30 protein-coding genes are annotated in these 25835 nt (G+C 71.9%); 12 read left to right on the top strand and 18 right to left on the bottom strand.

Features of this window, described 5'->3' with window-relative positions:
- Nucleotides 1–103 precede the first annotated feature (103 nt).
- The gene (locus DVS28_RS03645; protein WP_114590251.1) at nt 104–856 is read left to right on the top strand and encodes an enoyl-CoA hydratase-related protein; all 753 of its coding nucleotides are present in this window, start codon (nt 104–106) and stop codon (nt 854–856) included.
- 30 nt (nt 857–886) lie between these two features.
- Here DVS28_RS03645 and DVS28_RS03640 read toward each other — a convergent pair whose 3' ends face one another.
- The 3 genes from DVS28_RS03640 to DVS28_RS03630 form a co-directional block, all read right to left on the bottom strand.
- A complete protein-coding gene (locus tag DVS28_RS03640) occupies nt 887–1141 on the bottom strand; it encodes a hypothetical protein (RefSeq protein ID WP_114590250.1) in 255 nt (84 codons plus the stop codon).
- On the bottom strand, nt 1138–2100 hold the full coding sequence (locus DVS28_RS03635; protein WP_114590249.1) for a P1 family peptidase: 963 nt from the start codon (nt 2098–2100) through the stop codon (nt 1138–1140). Before DVS28_RS03635 ends, DVS28_RS03640 begins: the two co-directional genes overlap by 4 nt.
- A 78-nt stretch (nt 2101–2178) precedes the next feature.
- Complete coding sequence (locus DVS28_RS03630) at nt 2179–2898, bottom strand: DUF2510 domain-containing protein (RefSeq protein WP_216826367.1); 720 nt, start codon at nt 2896–2898, stop codon at nt 2179–2181.
- 294 nt (nt 2899–3192) lie between these two features.
- Between DVS28_RS03630 and DVS28_RS03625 the strand changes: the two genes are divergently transcribed.
- Nucleotides 3193–3903, top strand: a complete 711-nt coding sequence (locus tag DVS28_RS03625) for a hypothetical protein (RefSeq protein ID WP_164709895.1) — start codon at nt 3193–3195, stop codon at nt 3901–3903.
- Here DVS28_RS03625 and DVS28_RS03620 read toward each other — a convergent pair.
- Nucleotides 3845–4684: an aminotransferase class IV gene (locus DVS28_RS03620; protein WP_114590246.1), complete on the bottom strand. Its 840-nt coding sequence runs from the start codon at nt 4682–4684 to the stop codon at nt 3845–3847. The two genes, DVS28_RS03625 and DVS28_RS03620, sit on opposite strands and share 59 nt — an antisense overlap.
- 23 nt (nt 4685–4707) lie before the next feature.
- Complete coding sequence (locus DVS28_RS27995; RefSeq protein ID WP_123060212.1) at nt 4708–5352, bottom strand: hypothetical protein; 645 nt, start codon at nt 5350–5352, stop codon at nt 4708–4710.
- Nucleotides 5353–5440: 88 nt separating this feature from the next.
- Between DVS28_RS27995 and DVS28_RS03610 the strand changes: the two genes are divergently transcribed.
- Complete coding sequence (locus DVS28_RS03610) at nt 5441–7042, top strand: LVIVD repeat-containing protein (protein ID WP_114590244.1); 1602 nt, start codon at nt 5441–5443, stop codon at nt 7040–7042.
- Nucleotides 7043–7134: 92 nt separating this feature from the next.
- Here the strand turns inward: DVS28_RS03610 and DVS28_RS03605 are convergent, their stop codons facing one another.
- Nucleotides 7135–7941, bottom strand: a complete 807-nt coding sequence (locus DVS28_RS03605) for a pyridoxamine 5'-phosphate oxidase family protein (RefSeq protein WP_164709894.1) — start codon at nt 7939–7941, stop codon at nt 7135–7137.
- Nucleotides 7942–8001: 60 nt separating this feature from the next.
- Between DVS28_RS03605 and DVS28_RS03600 the strand changes: the two genes are divergently transcribed.
- The 3 genes from DVS28_RS03600 to DVS28_RS03590 are packed head-to-tail and all read left to right on the top strand — an operon-like array spanning nt 8002 to nt 9813.
- Nucleotides 8002–8391, top strand: a complete 390-nt coding sequence (locus DVS28_RS03600; protein WP_114590242.1) for an antibiotic biosynthesis monooxygenase family protein — start codon at nt 8002–8004, stop codon at nt 8389–8391.
- Between the two features lie 10 nt (nt 8392–8401).
- Nucleotides 8402–8983, top strand: a complete 582-nt coding sequence (locus tag DVS28_RS03595; RefSeq protein WP_114590241.1) for a nitroreductase family protein — start codon at nt 8402–8404, stop codon at nt 8981–8983.
- Nucleotides 8974–9813, top strand: a complete 840-nt coding sequence (locus DVS28_RS03590) for a 50S ribosomal protein L11 methyltransferase (protein ID WP_114590240.1) — start codon at nt 8974–8976, stop codon at nt 9811–9813. The genes DVS28_RS03595 and DVS28_RS03590 overlap by 10 nt, the downstream gene beginning before the upstream one ends.
- A 249-nt stretch (nt 9814–10062) precedes the next feature.
- Here DVS28_RS03590 and DVS28_RS03585 read toward each other — a convergent pair whose 3' ends face one another.
- Nucleotides 10063–10908, bottom strand: coding sequence for a glycosyltransferase family protein (locus DVS28_RS03585; RefSeq protein ID WP_164709893.1), 846 nt, complete (start codon nt 10906–10908; stop codon nt 10063–10065).
- Between the two features lie 106 nt (nt 10909–11014).
- Here DVS28_RS03585 and DVS28_RS03580 point away from each other — a divergent pair, with 106 nt between their 5' ends.
- Genes DVS28_RS03580 through DVS28_RS03570 form a run of 3 tightly spaced genes read left to right on the top strand, consistent with a single transcriptional unit; the run spans nt 11015 to nt 14772 of the window.
- Complete coding sequence (locus DVS28_RS03580) at nt 11015–12328, top strand: class I SAM-dependent RNA methyltransferase (protein WP_164709892.1); 1314 nt, start codon at nt 11015–11017, stop codon at nt 12326–12328.
- Complete coding sequence (dacB, locus tag DVS28_RS03575) at nt 12329–13891, top strand: D-alanyl-D-alanine carboxypeptidase/D-alanyl-D-alanine endopeptidase (protein ID WP_114590237.1); 1563 nt, start codon at nt 12329–12331, stop codon at nt 13889–13891.
- A gap of 35 nt (nt 13892–13926) precedes the next feature.
- Nucleotides 13927–14772, top strand: a complete 846-nt coding sequence (locus DVS28_RS03570) for a helix-turn-helix domain-containing protein (protein ID WP_164709891.1) — start codon at nt 13927–13929, stop codon at nt 14770–14772.
- Nucleotides 14773–14797: 25 nt separating this feature from the next.
- On the opposite strand, the gene DVS28_RS03565 is transcribed toward DVS28_RS03570, so the two are convergent.
- Entirely contained in the window at nt 14798–14980 is a 183-nt protein-coding gene (locus DVS28_RS03565) for a hypothetical protein (RefSeq protein ID WP_114590235.1), read from the bottom strand.
- A gap of 13 nt (nt 14981–14993) precedes the next feature.
- On the opposite strand from DVS28_RS03565, the gene DVS28_RS03560 reads away from it, so the two are divergent.
- Both DVS28_RS03560 and DVS28_RS03555 read left to right on the top strand, forming a co-directional pair.
- Entirely contained in the window at nt 14994–15512 is a 519-nt protein-coding gene (locus DVS28_RS03560; protein ID WP_114590234.1) for a globin, read from the top strand.
- Nucleotides 15512–16642, top strand: a complete 1131-nt coding sequence (locus DVS28_RS03555) for an alpha/beta hydrolase (RefSeq protein ID WP_114590233.1) — start codon at nt 15512–15514, stop codon at nt 16640–16642. Before DVS28_RS03560 ends, DVS28_RS03555 begins: the two co-directional genes overlap by 1 nt.
- Nucleotides 16643–16651: 9 nt before the next feature.
- Here the strand turns inward: DVS28_RS03555 and DVS28_RS03550 are convergent, their stop codons facing one another.
- The 10 genes from DVS28_RS03550 to DVS28_RS03510 form a co-directional block, all read right to left on the bottom strand.
- A complete protein-coding gene (locus DVS28_RS03550; protein WP_114590232.1) occupies nt 16652–17308 on the bottom strand; it encodes a YceH family protein in 657 nt (218 codons plus the stop codon).
- Nucleotides 17309–17327: 19 nt separating this feature from the next.
- A complete protein-coding gene (locus DVS28_RS03545; RefSeq protein WP_164709890.1) occupies nt 17328–18758 on the bottom strand; it encodes an ABC1 kinase family protein in 1431 nt (476 codons plus the stop codon).
- Between the two features lie 55 nt (nt 18759–18813).
- Nucleotides 18814–19338: a DUF4333 domain-containing protein gene (locus DVS28_RS03540; protein ID WP_174236192.1), complete on the bottom strand. Its 525-nt coding sequence runs from the start codon at nt 19336–19338 to the stop codon at nt 18814–18816.
- 102 nt (nt 19339–19440) lie between these two features.
- Complete coding sequence (locus DVS28_RS03535) at nt 19441–19644, bottom strand: thioredoxin domain-containing protein (RefSeq protein WP_114590230.1); 204 nt, start codon at nt 19642–19644, stop codon at nt 19441–19443.
- A gap of 102 nt (nt 19645–19746) precedes the next feature.
- Nucleotides 19747–20016, bottom strand: a complete 270-nt coding sequence (locus DVS28_RS03530) for a thioredoxin domain-containing protein (protein ID WP_164709889.1) — start codon at nt 20014–20016, stop codon at nt 19747–19749.
- Nucleotides 20017–20059: 43 nt separating this feature from the next.
- Complete coding sequence (locus DVS28_RS03525) at nt 20060–22954, bottom strand: helix-turn-helix transcriptional regulator (protein WP_164709888.1); 2895 nt, start codon at nt 22952–22954, stop codon at nt 20060–20062.
- 17 nt (nt 22955–22971) lie between these two features.
- Nucleotides 22972–23136: a hypothetical protein gene (locus DVS28_RS28110; protein WP_164709887.1), complete on the bottom strand. Its 165-nt coding sequence runs from the start codon at nt 23134–23136 to the stop codon at nt 22972–22974.
- Between the two features lie 90 nt (nt 23137–23226).
- Nucleotides 23227–23571 (bottom strand): fluoride efflux transporter FluC, encoded by a 345-nt coding sequence (locus DVS28_RS03520; RefSeq protein WP_114590227.1) that lies wholly within the window; start codon nt 23569–23571, stop codon nt 23227–23229.
- The gene (locus tag DVS28_RS03515) at nt 23568–24008 is read right to left on the bottom strand and encodes a fluoride efflux transporter FluC (protein WP_216826366.1); all 441 of its coding nucleotides are present in this window, start codon (nt 24006–24008) and stop codon (nt 23568–23570) included. Before DVS28_RS03515 ends, DVS28_RS03520 begins: the two co-directional genes overlap by 4 nt.
- Nucleotides 24005–25321: an MATE family efflux transporter gene (locus DVS28_RS03510; RefSeq protein ID WP_114590226.1), complete on the bottom strand. Its 1317-nt coding sequence runs from the start codon at nt 25319–25321 to the stop codon at nt 24005–24007. The genes DVS28_RS03515 and DVS28_RS03510 overlap by 4 nt, the downstream gene beginning before the upstream one ends.
- Nucleotides 25322–25395: 74 nt before the next feature.
- Between DVS28_RS03510 and arfB the strand changes: the two genes are divergently transcribed.
- The gene (arfB, locus tag DVS28_RS03505; protein WP_114593962.1) at nt 25396–25824 is read left to right on the top strand and encodes an alternative ribosome rescue aminoacyl-tRNA hydrolase ArfB; all 429 of its coding nucleotides are present in this window, start codon (nt 25396–25398) and stop codon (nt 25822–25824) included.
- The last annotated feature ends 11 nt before the right edge of the window (nt 25825–25835 follow it).

The raw sequence follows: 25835 nt of genomic DNA, 5'->3' as shown, positions 1-25835 counted from the left end.
CGAGGGCGTGGGCATGCGGGGGGATCAGTGTAGTCACCGCGTCTCGTGCGACCCTGCGGGGATCGCGACCGAACCGACACGACCCTCCGAGGAGCCTTCCGCCATGTCCCTGCTCGAGCTGACCGAACCCACTCCGGGTGTGCGGCTGTTGACCCTGACCGACCCCGAGCGTCGCAACGCGATGGGGTTCGAGATGGCTGCGGAGATGATTGCCACGGCCGCCGAGCTGAAGGTCGACCGTGACGTCCGCACCCTGGTGATCACCGGTGCGGGCAAGGGGTTCTGCGCCGGTGCGGACCTGCCACAGCTGTTCGGCGAGTCCGACCGGTCGGTCCAGCAGGTCCACGCCGACCTGCAGGGGTACTACCGGGCGTTCCTGGCCGTCCGCGAGCTGCCCTTCCCGACGATCGCCGCGGTCAACGGCGCGGCCGTGGGCGCGGGCCTGAACCTGGCGATGGCGTGCGACATCCGGTTGACCGGCCCGCACGGCAAGTTCGGCGCAACCTTCTCACGGATCGGCCTGCATCCCGGCGGCGGCTGCACGTGGTTCCTCGTCAGGGCGATGGGCGCATCGAAGGCGCTGCGCACCCTCCTGCTGGGCGACATGCTCGCCGCCGACGCCGCGGTGGCGCACGGGTTGGCCGAGGGGCCCCACGACGACGTCGTCGCCGAAGCGCTGTCGTTGGCCGCGCGCTTCGCCGAGGTCGACCCGCAGCTGGCACGCCACATCACCAAGGCGGTCGACCTGGCCGTGGCGACCGACGACCTGGACGCGGTGCTGGAGTACGAGTCCTGGGCCCAGGCGGCCTCGGCGTCCTCCGACCAGCTGAAGGCCTGGGTCGGCCAGTTCAGCTGAGCTCCGGCCGACCGACGCCGGCCACGACGCTCAGGCGTCCTGGCCGGCCTCGCGGGCAAGGGCGGCGTTGCGCATGCGCTTGCCGATGAAGGGGAGGAAGATCAGGGCCACGAAGCCGATGAGGGTCAGCAGGCTGCCGGGGCCGATGCTCGGGGTCAGCAGCGCAAGGTAGAGGCCGACCAGCAGCATGCCCACCGACACGAAGGAGATGATGGTCGTGACGGTCTTGATGCGTCGTTCGGCCTCGACGCTGGCGTAGGGGTAGTCCTCTGGGAAGTCGCTCATCTGTCGTCCTTCTGCGCGGCCTGCATGGCCGCCAGCACGTCGTCGGGGACCGCCAGGGGCTGTCCGGCGGCGGCGCGGACGGCCGAGCGGATGGCCTCTGCCACAGCCCGGGCCGCCAGGGTGGCGACCAGGTCGGAGGCGTTGGGCACCTCGCGGGCCTGGGTGGTCAGCAGGAACAGCGCGTCACCGTCGAAGGCGGTGTGCGCCGGTTCGATGGTACGGGCGATCCCGTTGTGGGCCAGATCGGCGGCTCGCGAGGCCTGGCCCTTGGTCATCGCAGCGTCGGTCACCAGGCAACCGATGACCGTGTTGGCCCGCGGCGGCGGTGCCAGGTCGGTGAACGGATAGCCGTCGACGTCCTTCGGTGACCCCCGCTCGGGACCTGCAAGGAACGAACCGTCCTCGGCCAGGACGTTGCCGAGGGCGTTGACGGCCATCAGCGCGCCGACGGTGACGCCGCCGCCGCGGACGACAGCCCAGCCCTGTCCCCCCGGGCGGATGTGCTGGAAGCCGCTGGACTTGGCGACGGTGCAGCCGGCGCCGACCCCCACGCGCCCCTGCTCGGGGTCGGCGAACCGGGCGGCCTCGCAGGCGGCCCACCCGCTGTCGGCGTCGGGACGGTCCGCGCCGCGCCGGTGCAGGTCGAACACGATCGCGCCGGCGACGACGGGTACAGGGGTGACGAAGCGGTCGTACCCCCGACCGTGGGCCTCGCTCCAGCGGGCCACTCCGTCGCCGACGGCCAGCCCGAAGGCCGAGCCGCCGGACAGGAAGACCGCGTGGCACTCGGTGCCCTGGCCACCCGGGCCGAGCGCTGCGGCCTCGCGCGTCCCGGGCGCCCCGCCTCTGACCGCGCAGGCACCCATCGACCCCTTGGGCGGCAGGACGACCGTGCAGCCGGTGTGGCCGTCGGGGTGTGTCCACGAGCCCACGGCCACGTCGGGCAGGCCAAGGGCCATCAGCGCGTCCTCGGGGTGGGGATCAGTCGAACCGGATCAGTCGAACAGGGTCAGTCGAACAGGGTCAGTCGAACAGGGTCAGTCGAACAGGGTCTTGACGCGGTCGGTGTCCTCGGTGCCGATCAGCGGGCCGAGCCACGCCGCAGCGCGTTCGGGGTCCGCCGCGATCTGCTCGAGGGTGTCGAGGCGCGCACCGGCCTGCAGCGTCGTGAACGACGGGTGGGCCTCGGCGACCTGACCGAGCTCGGGCTTCATGTGCGGGTGCAGGCGGGCCAGGTGGCCGACCAGCAGGCCGTAGGCGCAGGCACGGGCGGCCTCGGCCTGGGGTTCGGCAGTCCAGTCGGGGCTGATTCGGCTCAGGCGCGGTGCCACCTGGGCGGCGACCTCGTCCAGCCAGGCCTCGACGTCCTCGGCGATCCCGGCGCGGCGGTTGGCGACCAGGTTGGTGTCACCCGGCTCGTCCTCCCCGATCGTGGCCTGGTCGTCGGCAGCAGCCTCGGCCGGAGTCGAGTCGGCAGCGACCTGCTCCACTGGGGTGGGTCCCTCGCCCTCGTCGGGCGCCTCGGCGGCGGCATCGGCACCCTCGGCGGCGGGAGCCCACGCGCTGTCGTCGGCACCGGACTCGGTCGCGGCGGCCTCGTCGGCGTGCTCGGCGTCGCCGTCCCCGGGCGGGTCCCAGTCGGTCTTGCCGTCGGTGGACACGTGTCCGGTCCAGGCCTCGCCGTCCCAGTAGCGGAACTGGAAGCGACCGGAGGGGTCGGGATACCAGTCAGCGGCTGGCGCGTCTGACTCACTCACGCGGGTCTCCTCTTCAGGGGGTCGGGCACTGGGACGCATGCGAGCAGGCTAGCGCGTCCGACTCCTGTCCCAGCAACGGCTGTTCGGCCGCCGGAGTCGGCACCCTACCCCGGTCCGCGCGATCCGTCGACGTGGGGCAAGCGGGGCGACCGCTCGCCACACGACCCCGTTCGACCCCGTCTGCCGCGCACGCCAAGTGACGCCCCGACCAACGGATGGTAGCGTTCAAGCATCGTGGAAGCGACCAGGGGGAGAACGGCGCAACCACCGCCCTTCACAGGGCGGGTGGCCCGCGTGGCACGGATCCTCATCGGGGTGGTGGCCGTCCTGCTCGTCGCCCATGTGGTGACGGTCACGATCGTCGGCGACGGGGAACCCGGCTGGCTTGCCAGGCGCTTCGACATGAACGGTGAGTACGGCTTCCCCGCAGGCTTCTCGGCGCTGCTGCTCGGCACGTGCGGACTCGTGTGCTTTCGCCTGCGCAGTCTCCACGAGCGCGTGCAGGGGGGCGACCACTGGCGTTGGGTGCTGGTCGGGGCATGCATGCTCTTCGCGGCGGTGGACGAGGCGTTCATGATCCACGAGCGAGCCGGCGGCATACCCAGCGAGTGGTTCGACCTGCCCGAGTTCCTGCGGTTGGACTGGGTGGTGTTCGCCATTCCGCCGCTGCTGCTGCTTGCCGCCCTGCTGGTCCCCTGGATCCTCCGGCTGCCGCGCTGGCTGTCGGTCCGCATGCTCCTGGCCGCGGTGCTGTTCGTCGGGGGTGCGGTGGGCGTGGAGACGATATCGGGCCAGTTCACCGACACCTGGGGTGTCTACACGGTGGCAGCCACCGTGGAGGAGCTGCTGGAGATGGCCGGCGCGATCCTCTTCCTCATCACCCTCCTGCGCTACTGGGAGGTGCTGGCGACGGCGTCGACCGGTCGCGCGGACCACGATGCCGTGCTCAGCTCGACGCCGCGGACCCCGACCCGGATCGGCGACGCCGGCCCAGCTCGCGGCTGAGCATGTCCCGGACCGGATGGGTCCGATCGAACGTCCAGCCGTCGACCCGCTGCACCGCGATGGCGTCGCGGATGGAGGAGGACACGATCAGCTCGTCGGCGTCGGCGAGCACGTCGACCGGCCAGGCCCCGTGCAGCACATCCAGCCCGTGGGCGAGCGCGATCTCGATCAACGTTCGTCGGCTGATCGACGGCACGATCCCGAGGTCCTCCGACGGGACGTGCACCACGCCCCGGGCAACGAAGAGGACCCCGAAGGTGGGGCCCTCGAGCACGTGGCGGTCGGGCACGGAGTACAGCAGCGCGTCGTCGGCACCCGCCGCCCTCGCCCGACGTGTCGCCACCATGTTCGGGCCGTAGGACATGGTCTTGGCGCCGGCGGCCGCGTAGCCGTCACGCGGGCTGATCCACGGGCCGGGCTGCAACGACAGGACGTTGGGGTCGGGCCGGACCGGCTGCGGGGCGAGGGTCAGCACCCGGGTGCCGCTGCCGGTCACGTAGATCCGCAGCGCCGCGTCACCCAGCGTGCCGGTGACCAGGTCACGGGCCTCGGTGGCGATCAGCTCGATGTCTGCGGCGGGCAGGGCGCTGGCCGCCAACGAGGCGGACAGCCGGCCCAGGTGATCGTCCAGTCGGAAGAGCGCCCCGTCCCACACACCGATCGTCTCGAAGGCACCGTCGCCGCGGGCAACGCCGTCGTCGGTCATGGCGAGGCGGGCGGCGGCCAACGGCATGGCGACGCCGTCGACCACGGCACGACCCTCTGTGTCCCGCGTGTTCATCGTGGCAGAAGGCTACCCGGTGATCACCCTCGGTCCGGAGCCGGACGGATGATGGTGCCGACCCGCACCGACGCGGGTTGGGTGGGAAAGGCGCTGAGCCCGACCCCGAAGTCGGCGGGCAGCCGGGCCATGGAACCGGCGTCCTCCCCGTCGACGGTCAGGGACGCCCACGTCAGGGCCCGCCAGTCGTCTGCGCCGTAGAATTCCTGCTGGCCCCCGGGGGCGATGCCTGCCGCGCGGACACCCTCGCCGCCGCCGATGACCCGTCCGACGAAGGGCCGTGCCAGGCGGTCCTCCATCGCGATCCACCGAGGACTCCTCCGCAACGCGCGCGGACGCAGCGCGAACAACCACGACCGCCAGTCCCGGGCCGCCAGTGTGGCCGAGACCTGCAGCGGTCCAGCTGTGACCCGCAACGAGTCGCGCAGCAAGCGGCCCTCGATCGGCACGACCCGGACGGTGTCGAAGGCGTACAGGTCCGCGATGTAGTCGGCGACCTCCTGCCGCGGCGCGAGGAGGATCCGTTCGCCATCGGGTCGACGCCACATCACGTCGATGCACATGCCCAGCGGCGAGCGGGCCCAGCTCCCGACGACGACGGACTCGCCGGACGCGAAGCCCGCAGCGGTGATGGCGCCTTCGAACAGGTGGTCTGGGGGTGTGGTCACGAGGAGGACAGTCCTACCCCGTCGAGGAGGAATCCGACCACGCCACGTCGAACTCCGCGAAGAACCCCCACCTCTCTGGAGCATCACCATGATCCGAAAGACGATCGCGACCGCCGCCAGCGCGTTGTTGGTGGTCGGCCTCCTCGGCGCCGCCCCCGACACCGGCTTCGACCGCCAGCAGGCGGCCAATGTCGGTGACACCGACCTGTTCAACTTCGAGCACGTCGGCAACATCACCCTGGCCAACGTCAACGCAACGCAGGCCAGCCGGGCGGTCGACAACCAGGGCACCGACGTGGAGTTCTTCACCACGCCGGTCACCGTCGATGACGGCAACGGCGGCACGACGACCGAGGACCGGGACTTCGCCGTCGTCGGCGACCACTCCGACGGCATCGGCATCATCGACATCACCGACCCCGAGAACGCGGTCGTGGCCGACTACATCTCCTGCGCCAACCCGCGCAGCGACGTCGGCGTGTTCCAGTGGACCGAGGACGACGGCACCCTGCGGACCTTCGTCGGCTCCAGCCGCGAGTCCGGTGCCCTGTGCACCGGGGCCGGCCCCGAGACCACCTACGAGTCCGACGACGGCAACCCGCTGACCAGCGAGGCCGGCGGCTTCTCCATGTTCGAGGTCACCGACCCCTACGACGCCCAGCCGTTCGCCCGTGTCCGCATCGGCGCCGGTGGCGCGCACAACTTCATGTTCCACCCGACCGCGCCGGTCGCCTACGCCTGGAACGGCGAGATCGGCGGGGCGGAGGTCACGTCCATCCAGATCGTCGACATGAGCCCGTACTTCGTGGATGGCGGCGACGTCACCGAGATCCGCTCCTTCATCGGACCCGACACCATCGGCAGCCCCCACGACGGCGAGCTGAGCCCCGACGGGTCGATCATGTACGTCGCCAGCGAGATCGACTACCTGATCTACGACAACACCGACCCGCTGGACCCGCAGCTGACGACGGCGTTCGCCCCCAACGAGGGCACCTACGCCCACGGCTACTTCCCCTCCCCCGACGGCAACATCGCCGTGACCAACAACGAATCCCTGGCCCTCGGCGGGTTCTTCGCCTCGCGCACCGGGGTCTGCCCCGGTGAGGGCCTGGCCTTCTACGACACCTCGATCTCCGGTGCCGCCGTCGGTCCGCTCAGCTACTACGTCCCGCCGGTGCAGGGCCAGACGCCCGACCACCGCGCCTGCACGAGCCACTTCGGCCGCGTTGCGCCCAACAACACCGTCATGAGCGTCGCCTGGTACGTCCTGGGCGGCCGTGTCGTCGACTTCACCGACCCGACCCTCCCCGTCGAGATCGGTGCCGCCACCATCTCCCTGGAGGACTCCGAGTCCGGCGCCTACGGGACGACCGCCAGCCGCACCGCCGGGACCGAGGCCTGGTCGGCGAAGTTCTACAAGGGCCCATACATGTACGTGGGCGACCAGGGCCGTGGCTTCGACATCTTCAAGTGGACCGGTCCCGAGGAGTGCGGCAACCCGTTCGACGAGTCCTGGACCGGGTGGATCGACTGCGAGGAGCTGGACTTCCGCCTGATCGTCGACCCGTCGGCCCCGACCGCGGCCCCGGAGCCGACGACCGTCTTCACGCCCGCCATGGTGGGCGAGGCCCTGGCCGTCGTGCAGGACGAGGACGGCACGCTCCGTTTCTCCTGCCAGGTCCGCTAGCTCAGCTGACCGAGGTCCACATCGACGCAGCCGGCTGTTCCACGGGGGGCAGCCGGCTGCGGCGTTCCGGGCCCTCGGCCCGGGACACCTGATCAGTCCGGCAGGACGATCGGGTCGAAGGCCGCGGTCGGCACCTCGGCCCGGCCGCTGTCGAACCCGTGCCACCACCGCACGGACTCCGCGCTGAGCGTGCGACCGGAGATGCGGCCACGAACCGCCACCCCGGCCACCTCCGTGGGACGGAAGCCAGGATCGTGGTCGGTGACGACCACGGCCGGGAGGCCGGTCGAGACCGACTCGCCCTCCGGCAGGTCGAGGGTGTACCCGGGGCCCCAGATGGCAGGGAGCAGGCGCAGCTGCTGCCCGTCGCGGACACCGAGGACGACCCGACGCTGGCCCGACAGCAGCCGCCGGACCTCCGGCGGGACGGCGGTCGGCAGCCCCGGCGCGATGCCCGGGCCCATCGTCGGGGCCACGATCGGCTCGGGGTCATCCACGGTGATCCGCAGCATCACGCGGCGGGCCGGCATCCAGCGCGAGGGGATCCGCGCCGCATCGACGACGTACCCGGCGATCGACGGGGCCTGCTTGACCGCCAGCGCCGCCTGCGCGGCGGCGAGGGTCGCCCCGTGGGTGGCCATGGCGACCATGTCGGTGGGCCTGAAGACCCGCGCCCGACCATGCAGCACCATGCCCGTGGCGCCGTCGTCGTCGGCACCGACCAGCACGGCAACGTCGGGCCGGTCCTCCATGCGCTCGACCTTGGCCGACGAGCCGGACGTCGAGCACCACAGGTGCCGCCCGTCCCACCAGAAGGCCATCGGGGCCAGCACGGGTCCGGTACGGCCGTGCCAGGCCAGCGTCATTCGCTTCGTGTCGTCGAGCAGTCGTTGGTCCACGGCCCTACTCTGCCCGGTGAACCCTGACACCTACCGCCCCCGCGGCGAGGAGACCCCTTCATGTCGGATCACCCGTTCGTTGCCTTCAACGTGCTGACCGTGCCCGAACCGATGCGAGAGACCCTCGAGGAACGCTTCGCCAAGCGCGCTGGTGAGGTGGAGAAGATGGACGGCTTCGAGCACTTCGAGCTGCTCCGCCCGGTCGCCGGGACCGACAAGTACCTCGTCTACACGCGCTGGAAGTCCAAGGACCACTTCGACGCGTGGGTCAACAGCATGCAGTTCGGCAAGGGGCACGCCCAGGCATCCCAGGACGGCCGCGAGGGCGGACCGGCAGCGAGCGGCTCGGAGGTCTGGAGCTTCGAAGCCATCCAGACCGCGGACGCCGCTGGCGTCAACCGGACCGCGGACGCCGTTGGCGTCACGGACGCCGCCGGCGACGACGCCTAGGACGACGGCCATGGACGCACTGACCGCCATCGCCACACGCCGGTCGGTCCCCCGGTTGGTGGCACCCGGCCCGGACGAGGTCACCCTCGAACGGTTGCTGCAGGCCGCCGTGGCCGCGCCGGACCACGGGCAGCTGCAGCCGTGGCGATTCGTCGTCATCGAGGGCGACGCCCGCGAACGCCTCGGCGAGGTGTTCGCCCGCGCCCACGCGGCTCGTGAACCCGACGCCGACCCGGGGGCACTGGACAAGACGGCCTGCAAGCCGCTGCGGGCGCCGACGATCGTCGCGGCCGTGTCCACCCCCTTCACCCCGGAGGAGGCGTGGAACGGCAAAGCCGTGCCCACGTGGGAACAGGAGGCGGCGGTTGCGGCCGCGGTGCAGAACCTCTGCCTGGCGGCCCACGCCATGGGCCTGGGGGCCATGTGGCGCACCGGCTGGTTCGGCGACGCCCCGGAGGTCCGTGAGGCCCTGGCGCTGCGCGAACCCGATCGGATCATCGGTTGGGTCTACCTCGGGACCATCCCCGCGAGCCATCGACCGGCCCCCCGTCGGCCCGCAGAGATGGACGCGGTGGTGCAGCGATGGACCTGACCGGACTCCCCCCGTCGAGCTGGGGCTACCGGGTCGACAGCCCCGACCTGGATGCGCTGAGCGACGCCCTGGACATCGCCGGCATCACCTGTGACGGGTTGACCGAGCAGGACGGCGTGTCGACCGCGTGGTTCTCCACCCGTCCCGACCCCTCGGCCACCCCACCCATGCCGCTGGACGGTCGGTGGGAGGAGGTCCCGACGACGGACTGGTCGGAGTCGTGGAAGGACGGGCTGGACCCCATCACCGTCGGTGCGCTGACCATCCTCCCCCCGTGGCTCGCGCCGGACGGGCCACAGCTGGACCAGCCCCCCTACCGGATCGTGATCGAACCGGGCATGGCGTTCGGCACCGGCCACCACGAGACGACGACCGCGGTCCTGCGCGCCATGCAGGACGTCGAGCTGGCCGACCGCCGGGTGGCCGACATCGGCACCGGCACGGGCGTCCTGGCCCTTGCCGCGATCGCGCTCGGTGCCCGTGAGGTGATCGCCGTCGACGTCGACGAGCTGGCCATCACCGTGGCGACCGAGAACATCGCGACCCACGGCACGACCGATCGGATCGACCTGCGGGTCGGTTCCTGCGAGGCCGTCGACGGCACCGCCGACCTCGTCATCGCCAACATCATCACCGACAAGCTGCTGGCCATCGCCGTGGACCTGGTCGCCCTCGTCGCACCCGGGGGGACGCTGCTGTGCTCCGGGGTGGCCGTCGACCGCAGCGACGAGGCCCGGTCGGTCTTCGCCGACGCGGGCATGGAACCCCTCGTCACCCCCGGGCGTGAGTGGTCCGTCCTGGTCGCCCGCCGCCCAGTCGAGGGTCGATGACGCCCAGGGCCCGATGACACGCCCACCGACACGGGAACAGGAAAGGCTCAAGGCCCCGGGCCGAAGCCCGGGGCCTTGAGGACGTGTCGGGCCGCCGCGCCCAACACGGCACCGAACATCGATGAGCCGCCGCGCCCATCAAGTCGGTGTCGGGATGATCTGTTGTCAGGGACTTTCGACATCGCCCCCGACTCTCCTGCTCGATTCCCGAAGATTTCTGGAGAATGCCGACGAGCACGGGCCCGATGGTCACATGGGACGCAGGATGGCTGCCAGACCGCCGTCGAGGCCAGCGGAAACAGTGGGAACCGGGTCGGCCAGCCAGTCGATGTCGAGCACCACCAGGTCGCCCTCGGCGATGGGCGCACCGACCCGCAGCAGCGACGACACGGCAAGGCCGCCGTCGAGGACCCCGGTGGTGAACCGCACGGACAGCGCAACGGCGTCGTCCTGGGTGGCGTCGGGCACGCGCAGCGCCACGGTCCCGTCGTCGGAGGAGGTCGCGGTGATCACGAACGCGTCCCAGGCGGGAAGGGTGGCCGCGCTGCGGACCGACCCGAGGGACTCCACCGCCGCGGGGGTACCGACCAGCGCAACGTCGGCGCCCTCCAGCAGCTCCACAGGGACCGGTGAGCCGCCGTCGATACCATGGCGGGCGACCGATGTGACCTCCTCGACCGAGCCGACCACGATGGTGTCGGGCCCGATGCCGACAGCAGGCATCCCGACCTGCACCTCCTCGGCCAGCACCTGCCGCTCCATCAGCGTCCACCCGTCCGCTGGCGCCTCGGCCGTCCGGTAGCCGAGGGCCGACAGCCGATCCGCCACATCGCCGACGTCGTCGTGGGCGACCAGCACCACGGCTGGGGCCGCGGTGGTGACCGAGGCCTCGACCCCGTCGGCGGACAGGCCCGTCAGCGCGAGGACCTGCTCGACCCCGTCGGGCCCCACCCGCCAGACCGCACCGCGGTCCAGCAGGCCCTCCGGCAACGACGTGACCAGGTGTGCATCGCTGGAACGCGCACAGGAGGCCAGCAGCAACGTCGCGGCCAGCACGACGAACAGGGCGGTCGAGGCCGTGGGCCGAGATGACATCGCCAGCACGGTAACCCAGTGCAGGGACCCGGCCGGCATGACCGCGGCATCGCCGCTGACCGCACTGTGCGGCCACGAGCACCGTCGCGTCATACCCTCCGACAACGTGAGCACCGACCAGCCCCGCACCGCCGCCGGCGACCTCATCACCCTGTCCCTGGACGGCTGGGCCCACGGCGGCGAGGCCGTCGGCCGGCTGCCCGAGGGCATGGCCTGCTTCGTCGCCCACGCCCTGCCCGGCGAGACCGTCACCGCGCGCATCAGCGAGAAGAAGAAGCGCTGGGCACGAGCCGAGCTGGTGGAGGTGCTCGAGGCCAGCCCCCACCGGGTCGACCCGCCCTGCCCGTACTACGGCCCCGACCGTTGCGGCGGCTGCCAGCTGCAGCACGCGGCCCCACCCCACCAGCTGGAGCTGAAGGCCAGGGTCCTGCGCGAACAGCTGATCCGTATCGGTCGTGTGGAGGACCCGCCGGCGATCGTCGTCGACCCCGTCCCCGACGCCTGGCCGCAGGGCTACCGGACCTGGGCGCGCATGGCCGTGGCCCCCGACGGTGCGCTGGGCTTCCGGCGCGCGGGCAGCCACGACGTGCACCCCATCGACCACTGCCTGCTGATGACCGACGATGCTGCCGCCCTCCGCAACGACGCCGGCGACGGCTGGAGCGGCGTCGACGAGGTGGGCCTGATGGCGGGCACCGACGGGCGACTCCTGACGATCCATCCCGGGACCGGCGGCGTTCCCGCCGCCCCCGAGGGCAGCTTCGGGGTGGCCCTGCAGGCGACGGGCGCGCCTGCGGTCCTCCGTGAACCCGGTGCGGTGACGATGCGCGTGCACGACGTCGACCTGCGGGTCTCGGCCGGGGCGTTCTTCCAGGCCGGCCCGGCCGCGGCTGCGGCGCTGGTCGACCTCGTCGTGGCCGCAGCGTCCCCCGCCGACCCCATCGACCTCACCGGCATGCACGTCCTCGACCTGTACGGCGGGGTGGGACTGTTCTCCACCTTCCTGGCCCGTGCCGGCGCCCGGGTGACCCTGGTGGAGTCCTCCGAGCAGGCCACCGCCGACGCCCGCGACAACCTTGCCGATCTGGACGTCACCGTCGTCACCGCCGACGTGGCCGACGTCATGGACGAGCTGGCCGACGTCGACGTCGTCGTGCTGGATCCGCCGCGGTCGGGTGCCGGTCCGGACGTGTGCCGAGCGCTGGCGGCGCTGCATCCCGATCGCCTGGTCTACGTCGCCTGCGACCCCGCTGCGCTGGCCCGGGACACCAAGGCGCTCCTCGCCGAGGGCATGCAGCTGGCGTCCGTGCGGGGGCTGGACGTCTTCGGGCACACCGCCCACGTCGAAGCCGTTGCCACGTTCCTGCCCGTGTCCGTTGCGGCGATCGACGACTCCACCGCTGGGGCGGAGGGCCAGTAGGTGCGGCGGCGGTCGCGTCGGGCGGTCTCGGCCCTGGGGACGCTCGTGGTGCTGGCCCTGATCGCCGCGGCCATCGTGGCCGTGGCCCAGCCACGCTTCGTCGTCGGCGACCCCCTGCCGCAGGTCGCCTCGGCCCGGTTCCTGGAGAAGCCGGACCCGCCCAAACGATGGCGACTCGTCGCCGCTGCCAAGGCCGGTGCGGTCGACCTCGTCGACGTGCCTGCCCCGGTGGAGCTGCCCGAACCGGGTGACCCGGTGGCCCAGCAGGTCACCGCGGCCATGGTCGACGCCATCGCCAGGGCCGGAGATGCCGGGCAGAGCGGGGTCTACGTGATGGACGCCGACGGCCGTGTCGTCTTCGACTCCGGCGGCACCGTCCCGCTGATCCCCGCCTCGACGGCCAAGCTGGTCACCGCGGCGGCGGCGCTGACGGCGTTCGGACCGGACCACACGTTCGCGACGACCGTGTCCAGCGACGCGCCCGTCGGCCCCGAGGGGGTGCTGGCCGGCGACCTGGTCGTGACCGGCGGCGGGGACCCGACACTGGTGAGCCAGGACTGGATCGAGGGCGAGGTCGACACCGAACGGCCGCACACACCCATCGCGGGGCTGGCGGACCAGCTCGTCGCCGCCGGGGTCCGACGCATCGAGGGCGACGTCGTGGGTGACGGCAGCTACCTCGACGGCGACGTGCTCGCGGCCGGGTGGCCGCCCCGGTACCTGGAGGACCTCGATGCGACCCCCATCGATGGGCTGACCGTCGACGAGGGGCTGGAGCTGTACCGCAACGACGCCGGCGCACTGCGGTCACGGGCCTCCGTCGACCCGGTGGGGGACGCGGCGAGGGTGCTGGCCGCCGCGCTGGTCGAGCGCGGCGTCGTCATCACCGGACAGGCCAGGGCAGCTGACGTGCCGACCCCACCCGGCAGCATCGAGCTCGGACGGCTGCAGTCCCCACCGCTGGTGACGCTCCTGACGACGATGGTCCAGCGCAGCGACAACCACCTCGCCGACGTCCTGTTCCGTGCCGTCGGCCGCCGGGTCGAGGGAGCCGGCAGCTTCGACGACGGGGCGGCCCAGGCCATCGCCGTCCTGGACGAGCTCGGGCTGGACTGGAGCAGCACCACCCTTGCCGACGGCTCCGGCCTGTCACGGGACAGTCGCATCCCGGTCGCCCTCCTCGTCACGCTGAACTACCGGATGACCAGTTCGTCGGTCGGCGCCACCTGGCAGGACCTCATGGCGGTCTCGGGGGTGTCCGGCACGCTCCAGCGTCGGCTCGTGGACACCATCGCCGAGCTGCGCCTGCGCGGGAAGACCGGTTCGTTGGGTGACGTCCGGGCCATCAGCGGTGCGGTCGTCGGCCCCGACGGCCGCCCGTTCTGGTTCGGCGTGGCGAGCAACGGCCTCGAGGGACCGCAGCTGTCCAACGCCCGCCGGCTGCAGGACCTGGTGGTCCTGGGTCTGGCCGCGACGCTGTACGGCTGCACCGAGATCCCGCCCCCGACGCCCGCCCCGGAGACGACCGGACCGCCGCCGCTGCCGTCACACACCTGCAGCTGAGGCAGAGCTGCCCGGTGTTGGTTACGATCCACCCCGTGGCGGAACCCCGTACCGACGATGACCTGCTGACGCTCCAGGAAGCGGCAGAGGCGCTCGACGTCCACTACATGACGGCCTATCGGTGGGTTCGCCAGGGCGATCTCCCCGCCGTCAAGGACGGCGGCCGGTTGCGGGTGCGTCGCGACGACCTCGATGCCTGTCGCCGTGCCCGGCAGGACGACCGGGACGACCACGACGGCCGCGCCGAGGACGCCCGGCAGTGGCAGGTGCACGTCGACCGCCTCCTCCAGCAGCTGGTGAACGGCGAGGCCAGCGAGGCCAACACGACGGTCCGCCAGCTCGTCAAGGACGGCCTCAGCGTCGAGGACCTGTACACCCAGGTGCTGACGCCGGCGCTGCACCGCATCGGCGACATGTGGGAGGTCGGCGCGATCAGCGTCGCGGTCGAGCACCGTGCCACCGCCATCACCAGCGGCATCATGAGCCGGCTGTCGGAGCACTTCGAGCGCCGGGGCCCCCGTCGGGGCGTGGCCGCGACCGTCACCGCCCCCGGCGAGGCACACGGGGTGGCCACCGCGATGATCGCCGACTTCCTGCGGGCCGCCGGCTGGGAGGTGCACCACCTCGGCACCGACGTGCCGATCGACGACCTGAAGCTGTTCCTCGACATCGTCCCCGCAGACGTCGTGTGCGTCTCCGTCGCCAAGTCCATGGACCCCGAGGAGTACCGGGACCTCGCCGACGCCTGCGAGGGCCGTCAGCTCATCATGGGCGGGCAGGGCGTCGACCTGGCGATCGCCGAGCCGTTGGGCATCACCGTGCTGGACGATCCCCGGCAGCTGGTCGACCACCTCGAGGCGCACGCACCCGACCGCGCCTGAGCACGGCTGGCCGGCCGAGCTGCCGTCAGCTCACGAGCAACGCCATGCCGGACGTGGTCAGCAGGACGCCGACGACGAGCTGTCCGTAGTGGGTCTTCGGGGTCTTCGCGGTTCGCATGCGCGAATACGACGCGCCGCCCGTCCCGAGCAGCCCTGCCGCTCCGAGGACGAGCATCAACACACCGGCCATCAACACGATCGCACCCATAGGCTGGGAGTCTATGAGCGACGCCGACCGGTCTCAGTCCGACCCCGCCCGTTTGCCCACCCCGACCGCCGCCACCGACACGGCACGGTCCCTGCCACGTGCCGACGTGCCGACGGTCCAGCCCGCCAGGAAGGAGACACCGGCCGACCCCTCCGCGTCGTTGTACGACCGGGTCGGCGGCGAGGCCTTCTTCACCGAGCTGATCGCCGCGTTCTACCGCCGGGTCGCTGCGGACGAGGTGCTGCGCCCCCTCTATCCCGATGCCGACCTCGGCCCTGCCGAGGAACGCCTGCGCCTGTTCTTCATCCAGTACTGGGGCGGTCCCAGCACCTACTCCGAACAGCGTGGCCACCCCCGGCTGCGCATGCGCCACGCGCCCTTCCCGGTGGGTTCGGTGCAGATCGAGGCGTGGCTCGACTGCTTCCGCGAGGCGATCCGCGAGGTGCAGCCGGCGCCCGAGGTGACCGTCGAGCTGTGGGCCTACGTCGAGCGCGCCGCCCACTTCATGCGGAACGTCCCCGAGCCCTCCTGATGGGAACCCGCCGTGTGTGGGTGGGCCTCGGCAGCACGATGGGGGCCCTGGCGACCGCGGTCGTCGTCGGCGGGGGGTTGGTGTACACCGGCCAGCTGCTGCCCGCCGTCGCGCGGGACCGCACGCTGGACACCACGGCCACCCTGACCGAGGACGGCACCGTTCGCCTGCCGGCCGAACGGCGCGCATGCCTGGAACACGTCGGCCTGCTGCTGCCCGATGGCTACATCCGCGTCGGCGGCACCGTCGAGGGCACCTGCGACGGCGTGGGGACCGTGGAACGGCAGGTGCTGGCCGTCGACGAGGGCGACCCAGCGATCGGTGTCACCCAGCCCGCACGGTTCGACGAGTACATCTGGCACGGCGTCCCGTCGCGGGTCGGGTTGCCGTTCGAGGACGTGGTCGTGCCGACCGAACGGGGCGACGCGCCGGCGTGGCTGCTGCCGGGCGCGGGTGACCGCTGGGCGATCGTCGTGCACGGCCGCACGGGGACCAGGGAGGAGTCGTTGCGGATCCTTCCGACGTTGGCCGGGCAGGGCCTGCCCACGTTGGTGATCACCCACCGGAACGACTTCGCGGGGGGTCCGTCGGCCGCTGACGGCACGGGCCGGTACGGCCGGACCGAGTGGCCGGACCTGGCCGCCGCGGTGGACTGGGCGCTGGCTCGTGGTGCACGCGATGTCGTGCTGGTGGGCTTCTCCCAAGGTGGGTCGCTGATCGGCTACCTCCTGCGGGAACGCGGCCCCGAGCACATCGCAGGGGTGGTGCTGGATTCCCCGCTGCTGTCGCTCCCCGAGACCCTGGTCATGCAGGCTCGACGTCGCAACATCCCCGGGGCGATCGTCGCCCCGATCCTGTTCGGCACCCAGCAGGTCGCGCGGTTGCGCGCCGACTTCGAGGTGGCCGACGTCGACCACGTCGACACGTTCGCCGACAGCGAGGTTCCGGTGTTGCTGTTCCACGGTCCGGGAGACGACTTCGTCCCCGTCGGTCCCAGCGACCGCCTGGCCGCGGCACGCGCCACGGGCCTGACCTACGAACGGCTGCCGACGGCGGGGCACGTCGAGGGCTACAACGCCGATGCGGCCCGCTACACGGCCGCGGTGGAGCGGTTCCTCGGCGGGCTGTAGCCCAGCGCGTCAGGCCCCCACGAACCGTCGCAGGCGCTCGAGCTCCAGCTGCAGGGTCTCCACGTCGTCACGGAGCTCGGCGACCTCCTGCTGCAGCGCAGCAACCCGACCGTCGTCGATCGGTGCTGACGCTGCCACTGGGGGACCGTCCGTCGCAGGGGCAGCGGGGGCCGCCTCACCACCGAGCAGGTGGCACCAGCGTCCCTCCTTCTGCCCGGGCTGACGCGGCACCTCGGCCACGAGCGCCCCGAAGGGGTGGGTCCGCAGGCGCTCGAGCGCCTCGTGCACGTCCGACAGCTCGGGGAAGCGGTGGAGGCGTTCGGTGCGGGTCCGCAGCTCGCCGACGGTCTGGGGACCACGCAGCATCAGCACCGCGAGGAGGGACACGCCGCTGGTGTCCAGCTCGAGGTGGTCGTCGAGCGTGTGGGCGTACTTCGGGGTGTTGGACCCGTGCGCGTACCGGGTGACCACGAGGTCGCCACCGGACAGCTCGGTCAGGGCCTCCCGCAGCACCGGTTCGTCGTAGTCGGTGACCGGGTCACGGTTCGTCGACTGGTTGGTCGCGTTGCGCAGGGCGTTCAGCGACAGCGGATATCCGTTGGGAGTGGCCAGCTCCTTCTCGATGAGCGCCCCGAGGACGCGCTGGGCCGGCGGGCTGAGCTCCATGGCCGGCGAGCCTAACGGGTCAGGCAGCCGTGGGACGAGCCACCGGGTCGATGAACTCCCCGACGCGGGACAACCACGGCTGCTCCTCCCGGCCCATCGGGGTCGTTGGCGCGCTGCCCTCCGCGATCTCGGTCATGATCCGGTTCCAGTTGGCGGTCGGCTGCAGGCGCGCAAGCAGGCTGTTCACCCCGAACTGGATGCGGTTGAGGAGGATGTACTCCGCCGGCATCGTGAGCTTGCGGAGGGTCGACTCCATGCCACGCGACGGGTCGGTGGACGCCCCGATCAGGCGACGGGCGTACTCCGTGGAGTAGGTCCACTCGCGGTCGCCGGCCAGCGGTTCGTAGGCCAGGGCGAACCAGCGACGCACGACGTCGAAGTCGATGTCCTTCCGGTCCTCCGGCAGCAGGCCCGCGTCGAGCATGGCGTGCTCCAGCGCGGTGGCCCCCGTCGGGTCACCCTCGTCATCGGCGGCCACGGCGAGGTGCAGGGCTCGCAGCTTGCGACGGACCTCGGTGCTGAAGGTCCGTGCCGAGCCGTAGTCGATGAACGTCACCGGCCCTCCAGGCTCCAGGGGGAAGATGAAGTTCCCCGGGTGCGGGTCGGCGTTGAAGATCCGGAACCGGTAGAGGGAGGAGAACACGAAGCGGAAGATGGCCTCGCCGTACCGGTCGCGTTCGGCCTGGGGTGCGGCCAGGATCTCGTCGAAGCGCCGGCCCTCGACGTACTCGCTGACCAGCACGCGCGGGCGGCACCACTCGTGGAAGACCTTCGGCACGGCGATCGCGGGGTGCCCGTCGAAGCGGTCGTGGAACGCCTGCTGGTAGGCGCCCTCCTTCTGGTAGTCCAGCTCGTCACGGATGCGTTCGCGGACCTCGTCGATCAGCGGGCCGGTGTCCAGGTTCGGGTGCGTCATGGACAGCACGGGTCGCAGGGCCGACAGGTTGCCCATGTCGGCCTGGACGGCCTCGGCGATACCCGGGTGCTGGACCTTGACGGCGACCTCGGTGCCGTCCGGCAGCTGTGCCCGGTGCACCTGGCCGATGGAGGCCACGGCGATGGGGTCACGGTCCCAGCGCGCGAAGACCTCCGTCGCCGGGGCGCCGTACTGCTCCTCGATGGCGGCCTCGATCGCGGCGGTGTCGGTGGCCGGTGCGCTGTCGAGCAGCCCCGTCAGCCGGCTGCGGTAGATGTCCCCGGTCGAGTCGTCGATGTCGAGGTCCACGAACGCCAGCATCTGCCCGAGCTTCATGGCCGCCCCCTTCATCGACCCGAGGGTCTCGAAGACGGCGTCGGCAACCTGCTCGTGTCCGGCCTCGACCGCGGCTGCGTCCCCGCGGCGAGCGGCCCGACGTGCGCCCACCAGGCCGGAACCGGCCTTCGCACCGAGCTTGGCGAGGGATGCAGCGCGCTTGACGCGACCACCGAGGGGAAGGGAGGAGTCAGCCATGGTGGGGCCCATTGTCCCCCGTTCCCGACGCCTTGTACCCCCCGGCTTCACCGGTCTACTCGAGGATCTCCCAGGAGGTGTCCTCGATGTCGTTGGCCGTCACCTGGATGGTGGCCGTGCCGCCGCCGGCGTCGGTTGCCGAGCACTGGAAGCCCTCGCCGATCGGCACCACGGTGATGCCCTCGCCGCAGTTGAGGTTCACCGGTACGCCGACGGCTTCGGAGATGTCGGCCGCCAGCAGCTCGGCGGTGTCGGTCAGCTCGTAGACCACGTCGAGGGTGTTGAAGGTGACGTTGAAGTCCTCGTCCTCGACGGTGGCCTGCACCCGGACGGCCTGGCCCTCCAGCGTCGCCGTGCACACCAGCTGGTCGCCGACCTCGGGGTCCTCGTCGGGCTCGGGGCAGTCGACCCCCTCCACGCTGCGGTCGATCGAGGCGTAGCTGGCGTTCAGCTCCTCGGCGATCCCCTCCTCGAGCGCCTCGTAGTCCAGTCCCCCGATGGAGAAGCTGAACGAGCACGCGGAGGCGACGACGGCGAGCAGCATCACGACGGCTGCGCGGGTGGCGGATGGGCGAAGCATGGTGTGGGGGTCCCCTCGGACGATCGGTCGCCGGTGCGGCGCGACGGGAAGCCTTCCACACTCACCAAGTTCCCGGGATGTTCGTTCCCGGGTGTTCACGAACTAGGCGAACCCGCCTGATTCGAAGACGGCCTGGATGCCCTGCTGTCCGAGCGCGCCGAACCGAGTGGTCGTCTCGCCGGTCTCGCCGTTCACGAAGACCCATGTTGGCTGGCCGAACACGCCGAAGCGCTCCCAGACCTCGTTGTCGGGGTCAGCGATGTTGACCACGTCGGACAGCTCGTGGCGGTCGACGAACGCCTCCATCTCCTCGATGGAATCGCGTCCGGCAACGCCGACGATGCGCTGGTCCTCGTCAAGCAGCTGCGCAACCTGCGCAACCTCGGGAGCCTCCCGGTTGCACGTGCTTCACCACGGGGCCCAGAACCACAGCAACAGGTCGTTGCCGACCACGCTCGGCCCCTCGAAGGTTCCGCCACCCAGCGTCGCCCCGCTGAAGGCCAGCGCCTCGGGGACGTCGTTCCCCGGTGCCACCGGCCCGGCGGTCGAGAACCCCGCGGTCGAGGCCGGCGCGGGCGTGGCCACGGAACCCGTGGCCGTGGACTCCGAGCCAGATGATCCACAGGCCACGGCCAGCAGCACCACGGCCACCAGCAGCAGTCGGGAGATCCTTGACACGACCGCGAGCCTAGCGCGGTGCTGGTGCCGCCACGAGGCGGATTCAGCCGAACAGCCCCGCTCGGTGCGCTTCTGCTGCTGCCTGTCCACGGCTGGCGACCCCCATCTTGGCCAGGATGTTGGAGACGTGGACGCTGGCCGTCTTGCCGGTGATGAACAGCTCGGCGCCGATCTGGGCGTTGGACATCCCGTCGGCGACCAGTCGGAGCACCTCCATCTCCCGGTTGGTCAACCCGTAGGGATCCTCGACCCGGTCGGGGTCGAGGAAGCCACCGCGGCGGCCGAGGATGACCGCAGCCATGGCGAGCCGGCCGGCGCCGATGTCCTCGGCGACGCGCGTCGCGGCCTTCCAAGCCTCCTGCGCCTCGGCACGATCCCCGGCATCCAGCGCGGCCTCGGCCAGCGACAGCAGGCAGCGGGCCTGTCCTGGCGCGAGGCCCATCTCGTCGTGGACCGCCGCAGCCGCTCGCCAGGCCTCGCGTGCATCGGCCCCCTCGAGCTGTGCTGCCAGCGCCGAGAGTCGCGCGGCGTGCGCCACGTGCAGCATGGTCTGACCACGAACCGTGGCCGCGTCCACCGTGGCGATGACCTCTGCGATGACCTCCTCGGGGACGGGTTCGGTCGACGCCAGCGCCAGGGCGGCCTCCAGCACGAGGACGGCCAGCGCCGCCTCGTATCCGGCTGGGCCCTCGCCATCGACGAGGTCGGCAAGCGCTGTTCGCGCCTCCGCCAACGCGGCCCCGTGGTTGCCGAGGGCCTGCTGGACGCCCGCCGACACCACCGCTGCCCTCGAGGTGAACTGCGGCTCGGCCGATGCCCGGGCGTGACGCTTGGCCGATGCCACCGCAGCTGCGGCCGCGTCGACGTCACCGAGGAGCAGACGGGCCTCGGCCTGGCCGAGGTAGGCATGGGATCCCGACAGGCCGTCCGGTGCCAGCGCGACGTTCTCCTCCGCAAGCTCCACGGCTTCCGCCAGCCGGCCGAGGGGGACCAACGCCTCGACCATGTTCCCCTGCTGGTAGACGCCATGGGTGCGAAGCAACCCGTTCGCGCGGGCAAGCGCGACCCCTCGCTGTGCGACGGCGACGGAGCCCTCGAGCTGCCCCGCGAGCATCAGGCTGTGCGAGAGGTTCGTGTGAGCCCGCAGCACGTAGTCGATCCGACCGAGGTCGGCGGCGAGCCGCTTGCCCTCCTCGAGATGGTCCCGTCCGGCCTCGAGGTCCCCTCGCTCCATCTCGATCGTGCCGAGGGTGATCAGCGAGTAGGCCTCGTCGCGGGAGGAGCCGACCGCCCGGGCGACCGCGATCGACTCCGTCGCGACCTGCTCGGCCTCCACCGTGTCGTTGGTGACCATCAGCCCCTTCGCGAGCGCCGCCAGCACCCGGGCGCGCTCCGAGGACGGTTCCTCGCCGACCATCGCAACGGCGGTGCGGTAGGCATCGACCCCGCTCGGCTCGCCGAAGTGCTGCATGCCGTGGCCGATCCACATCTGGATCAGGGCGCGTCGGCGGGGGTCCGCGTCGGGGTCGAGGTGCGTCAGCGCCTGCCGGGCCAGCAGCAAGCCGCGCCGACCGTCGTCGCCGGAGATCGCGCACAGGGCAGCCTTCTTCAGCACCTCCGCCAGGTCGGTGCCGGTCCGCGCGTCCGCATCGGGCACGTCCGGCCACAGCTGGGCCACCCGCTCGAAGTGGCGCTGCGCCTCGACGTAGGCCACCGCGTCGAGGGCCGCCACACCGGCCGCGAAGGATGCCTCGAGTCCGCGGGCAGCGTCGCCGGCGACCTGGTGGTGGCGGGCGATGGCCGCGGCGTGCCGGCCCCGGAGACCGCCGTCCGCCTCGAGCGCCGCCGCGAGCGCCTGGTGGAGCCGGGTGGCCTCGCCGGGCAGCAGGAGGTCGTGCACGACCTCCTGCAGCAGCGCGTGGCGAAAGCGGTACGTGCCGTCGCTGGTGACCACCAGCAGGCGGTGGTCGATGGCCTCGCGCAACGCCCGTGTGGCAGCCGTTTCGTCCATCCCGGTGATGCGACGCAGCAGGTCGTGACCGATGGAGTCCCCCGCCGCGGCGACGAGCCGGAGCACCTCACGGGTCGGCTCGGCGAGCTCGTCGAAGCGGTCCAGCAGCAGGTCGCCGAGGTGGTCGGGGATTTGACGGCCCGACCGCGCCAGCTCGAGTCCGAAGAAGGGGTTGCCGTCGGCCCGGTCGAGCACTTCGTCGATCGCGTGCTGGTCGGGCAGGTGCTCGCAGAGGGGTCGCAACAGCTGCGTCATGGCCACGGGGCCGAGGGGGCCGAGCACGAGCTCGGTGGTCCGGGTGCCCCGGCGCAACGCGGTCAGCAACCGAGCCGCGGGATGCCGTCGGGTGATCTCGTCGCCGCGGACGGTGGCGACGAGGAGGACCGGCGCGCCGGTCAGGTTCTGGCTCAGGAAGGCCAGCAGGTCGCGTGTGGACGGCTCGCTGAAGTGCAGGTCCTCGATCACGAGGACCAGCAGGCCCGCCCCGCGACCGAGGCGTTCGAGCAGTGCCAGGAGGTGTTCGTAGAGCTGGGTCTGGCCGACGTCGATGTCGGCGAGCCCCTGCGCCCGCTCCGGCCGGACGCCGAGCTCCGGGACCAGCCTGCTCAACGCGGCCCGGGCGGGGTCGTCCAGCGCTGCGGCTGCCTCGGACGCCGGATCCCTGAGGACGGGACGAAGCGCCTGCACCAGCGGCGCCCACGGCCGTGCCGCCCCGTCGAGGTCGAGGCATTCACCGACCAGGACGAGGGCATCCTCGAGTTCGGCGGCGAAGGCAGCCACGAGGTGCGACTTGCCCATGCCCGCATCCCCCGAGACCAGCGCGACCCGCAGGTCGGTGTCGCGCCGGGCCGCCGCGGCAAGCCGGTTGAGCACGGCCAGGTCGTCGGCCCGGCCGACAGGGGGTTCGGGATGACGGGGCAGGGTCACGGACGCCATTGTGGCGGTCAGCGCGCCCCGCGAACAGCAAGGACCGACAGCAGCCGGTGGACGGCCGCCATGCGGTGGGACACCAGGGTGCGATCGCGTGCGCCGTCGTGGTGATGGCGACGATCGGCAGCACGGATGCGGTCCTGGAGATGGATCAGGGTCAGGTGCTCGTAGTCGTTCATGGCTCGACCATGCGCCCGAGACCCGCCCTGCCACATCGGGAGGGTGCCGTATCTCCTGTCACCCATGTGGAGGCGTCCGTCTGAGGTACCTCAGAAGGGTGGGTGGAGGTGGGCGCCAACCCATGCCAGCGCCAGCCCGCACAGGACCGTGGCGACGACGTACCCGAGGCGGACGCGACGCGGCGACACCGCCTCGACCGCGAAGGTCGAGAAGGTGGTCAGCCCTCCCAGGACCCCAGCGGCGATTCCGGTGGAGAAGGGCTCGGGTGCCAGCAGCATCCCGGCGGGATCTGCGGCCAGGACCAGGCCCAGCGCGAGGCAGCCGATCATGTTGGCCACGAACGTCCCCCATGGCCACGACCCGTTGAACCGGGCCAGCCACAAGCGCAGCACCGCGCCGAGCCCGCCACCGACCGCGACCGCCAGCGCGGTCACGCGGGATCCTCCGGCCCGGACGCGGATGCGCGTTGGCCCAGCCGTGCCGCCCCCAGTCCGACCGCCAGGGTCACCACGACGTAGGCGATGCCCTCGAGCGGACTGCGACGACCGACCAGCACCGCCTCGACGGCGAAGGCGCTGAACGTCGTGAAGGCGCCGAGCACGCCGGTGCCGAGGAACGCCCGGCGCAGCGGATCGACCTGCCGGCTGGCAAGCCATCCCAGCAGCAACGCCCCGACCACGTTCACCAGCAGGGTGCCCCACGGAAACGCAGGCTGGCTCGGCAGGCAGTTCACGGTGCCGGGGCAGTCGCCGACCACCAGGTCGTTGAGCCCGCCTGCCAGCTGCCAGCGCAGGAGCGCGCCGACGGCACCACCAGCGGCGACCACCATCGCCGTTCGGCGTGCCGACGGGGCGCCGATCGTCGTGGTCACGGTGTCGCCTGTCCTTCGGCGACCTCGGTCCAGGCCACCCCGCGGAGGCGCCAGAGCTGGGCGGCCACGCGGATGACCATCAGCGCCACGACCGACCACCACAACCCGGGCAGCCCCCAGCCCCGCGACAGGGCCAACGCGATGACCGGCAGGAGGCCCACCACGACCGCGGTGACGGTGGACCCCATGAGGAAGGTGAAGTCGCCGGCGCCCATGAAGACCCCGTCGAGCACGAACGTGACCCCCCCGATCGGCTGCAGGAACGCCACGAGCAGCCACACGCTGCCGACGGTCTCGATCACGGCCGGGTCGGTGGTGAAGACGCCCGGCAGGACGTCGCCGAGCGGCAGGTAGACCAGCATGGCCACCACCCCGGCGCCGAGCCCCCAGCGCGTCAGGGACCACGCGTCGGCGCGTGCCCGTTCCCGGTCCCCCTCCCCCAGGGCCGTCCCGACCATCGCCTGCCCGGCGATCGCGAAGCCGTCGAGCATCAGGGTCGACAGCAGCCACAGCTCCCGGGCCACCTGGTGCCCGGCAACGGCGACGGTGTCGATCCGTGCGGCTGCGGCGGTCAGCACCGCGAGGCCGACCACCAGTGAGACGGTGCGGACGAAGAGGTCCCGGCTGATCCGTGCCAGCGTGGCCAGCTGTGACGGCACCGGCCGCAGGGACGGGGCGGGCAACCGTCGCCGCACGATCACCATGAAGGTGACGGCCGCCAGGCTCTGGGCGATCACGGTGCCCAGTGCCGCACCGGCCACGCCCAGCCCGACGGGATGGATCAGGATGACGCTGAGGATGGCGTTGACGACGTTGGCCGCGACCGTGACCACCAAGGGCGTGCGGGTGTCCTTCAGGCCCCGCAACGCCCCGTGGCCGACCTGGACCAGCAGGACCGGCACGGCGGCGAACGCCCGGATTCGCAGGTACGTCGTCGCCGGTTCGGTCATGCCACCGCTGGCACCCATCAGGTCGAGGATGGGACCGGTCGCGATGACCAGGACCGTGGTGACCAGCAGGCCGGCAGCCAGCGACGCCCAGATGGCCTGGACCGTGAACGTTGCCGCGTCGTCGGGCCGCCGCGCCCCGACCAGCTGGGCCACCCGGGCGGTGGTCCCGTAGGTCAGCACGTTGAAGACCACGAACGCGGTCGTGAAGACGGCGGTGGCCACGCCGAGCGCCGCCAGCTCGTCGGTGCCGAGGCGCCCCACGAGCGCGGTGTCGACGAGGCCGAGCAGCGGGTCGGCGGCCAGCGCAACCGTGGCCGGCAGCGCCAGCCCGAGGATCTCCCTGCGTCGTCCGGCGGTGTCCATGGGTGACCAAGCAGACCACTCGGGACGGCGGATCGCACGTTCGTCCGCCGGCCGGCACGCTACGGTCGATGCCGATGCAGGACGGCCTCCACGTGCGAGGGGTGCACATCCCCGACGCCGAGCTCGACTGGCGGTTCGTCACTTCCGGCGGACCGGGAGGTCAGCATGCCAACAGGTCCAACACGGCCGTCGAGCTGCGGTTCGACATCGGCGCCTCCCAGGCCCTGCCGGACCGCCTCAAGGAACGCCTCACCCGGCGGCTCGCCGACCGCCTGACCACCTCCGGCGAGGTGATCGTGCAGGTCGCCGAGACCCGGTCGCAGACCCGCAACCGGCAGGTGGCGCTCACGAGGCTCAGGGACCTGCTGGTGGAGGCCACGTCGCCACCGGCCAAGCCCCGTCGTCCGACCAAGCCGTCGCGTCGTGCGCGGCAGCGCCGGCTGGACAACAAGAAGCGGCGTGGCGAGCTCAAGCGCACCCGCCAGGAGCCCGACTGGCGCTGACCGCGTGGTTG

The organism is Euzebya pacifica (assembly GCF_003344865.1).
Classification (GTDB): domain Bacteria; phylum Actinomycetota; class Nitriliruptoria; order Euzebyales; family Euzebyaceae; genus Euzebya; species Euzebya pacifica.
The sequence above is the reverse complement of the archived record's forward strand: the minus strand, read 5'-3'. Positions and strand labels throughout refer to the sequence as shown.

Bases quoted from the DNA above. Each gene is read 5' to 3' on its own strand.
- DVS28_RS03645 (WP_114590251.1), top strand. From the start codon at position 104: ATGTCCCTGCTCGAGCTGACCGAACCCACTCCGGGTGTGCGGCTGTTG.
- DVS28_RS03640 (WP_114590250.1), bottom strand. From the start codon at position 1,141: ATGAGCGACTTCCCAGAGGACTACCCCTACGCCAGCGTCGAGGCCGAA.
- DVS28_RS03635 (WP_114590249.1), bottom strand. From the start codon at position 2,100: ATGGCCCTTGGCCTGCCCGACGTGGCCGTGGGCTCGTGGACACACCCC.
- DVS28_RS03620 (WP_114590246.1), bottom strand. From the start codon at position 4,684: ATGAACACGCGGGACACAGAGGGTCGTGCCGTGGTCGACGGCGTCGCC.
- DVS28_RS03610 (WP_114590244.1), top strand. From the start codon at position 5,441: ATGATCCGAAAGACGATCGCGACCGCCGCCAGCGCGTTGTTGGTGGTC.
- DVS28_RS03600 (WP_114590242.1), top strand. From the start codon at position 8,002: ATGTCGGATCACCCGTTCGTTGCCTTCAACGTGCTGACCGTGCCCGAA.
- DVS28_RS03595 (WP_114590241.1), top strand. From the start codon at position 8,402: ATGGACGCACTGACCGCCATCGCCACACGCCGGTCGGTCCCCCGGTTG.
- DVS28_RS03590 (WP_114590240.1), top strand. From the start codon at position 8,974: ATGGACCTGACCGGACTCCCCCCGTCGAGCTGGGGCTACCGGGTCGAC.
- DVS28_RS03585 (WP_164709893.1), bottom strand. From the start codon at position 10,908: ATGTCATCTCGGCCCACGGCCTCGACCGCCCTGTTCGTCGTGCTGGCC.
- DVS28_RS03565 (WP_114590235.1), bottom strand. From the start codon at position 14,980: ATGGGTGCGATCGTGTTGATGGCCGGTGTGTTGATGCTCGTCCTCGGA.
- DVS28_RS03560 (WP_114590234.1), top strand. From the start codon at position 14,994: ATGAGCGACGCCGACCGGTCTCAGTCCGACCCCGCCCGTTTGCCCACC.
- DVS28_RS03555 (WP_114590233.1), top strand. From the start codon at position 15,512: ATGGGAACCCGCCGTGTGTGGGTGGGCCTCGGCAGCACGATGGGGGCC.
- DVS28_RS03550 (WP_114590232.1), bottom strand. From the start codon at position 17,308: ATGGAGCTCAGCCCGCCGGCCCAGCGCGTCCTCGGGGCGCTCATCGAG.
- DVS28_RS03545 (WP_164709890.1), bottom strand. From the start codon at position 18,758: ATGGCTGACTCCTCCCTTCCCCTCGGTGGTCGCGTCAAGCGCGCTGCA.
- DVS28_RS03540 (WP_174236192.1), bottom strand. From the start codon at position 19,338: ATGCTTCGCCCATCCGCCACCCGCGCAGCCGTCGTGATGCTGCTCGCC.
- DVS28_RS03535 (WP_114590230.1), bottom strand. From the start codon at position 19,644: ATGGAGGCGTTCGTCGACCGCCACGAGCTGTCCGACGTGGTCAACATC.
- DVS28_RS28110 (WP_164709887.1), bottom strand. From the start codon at position 23,136: ATGAACGACTACGAGCACCTGACCCTGATCCATCTCCAGGACCGCATC.
- DVS28_RS03510 (WP_114590226.1), bottom strand. From the start codon at position 25,321: ATGGACACCGCCGGACGACGCAGGGAGATCCTCGGGCTGGCGCTGCCG.
- arfB (WP_114593962.1), top strand. From the start codon at position 25,396: ATGCAGGACGGCCTCCACGTGCGAGGGGTGCACATCCCCGACGCCGAG.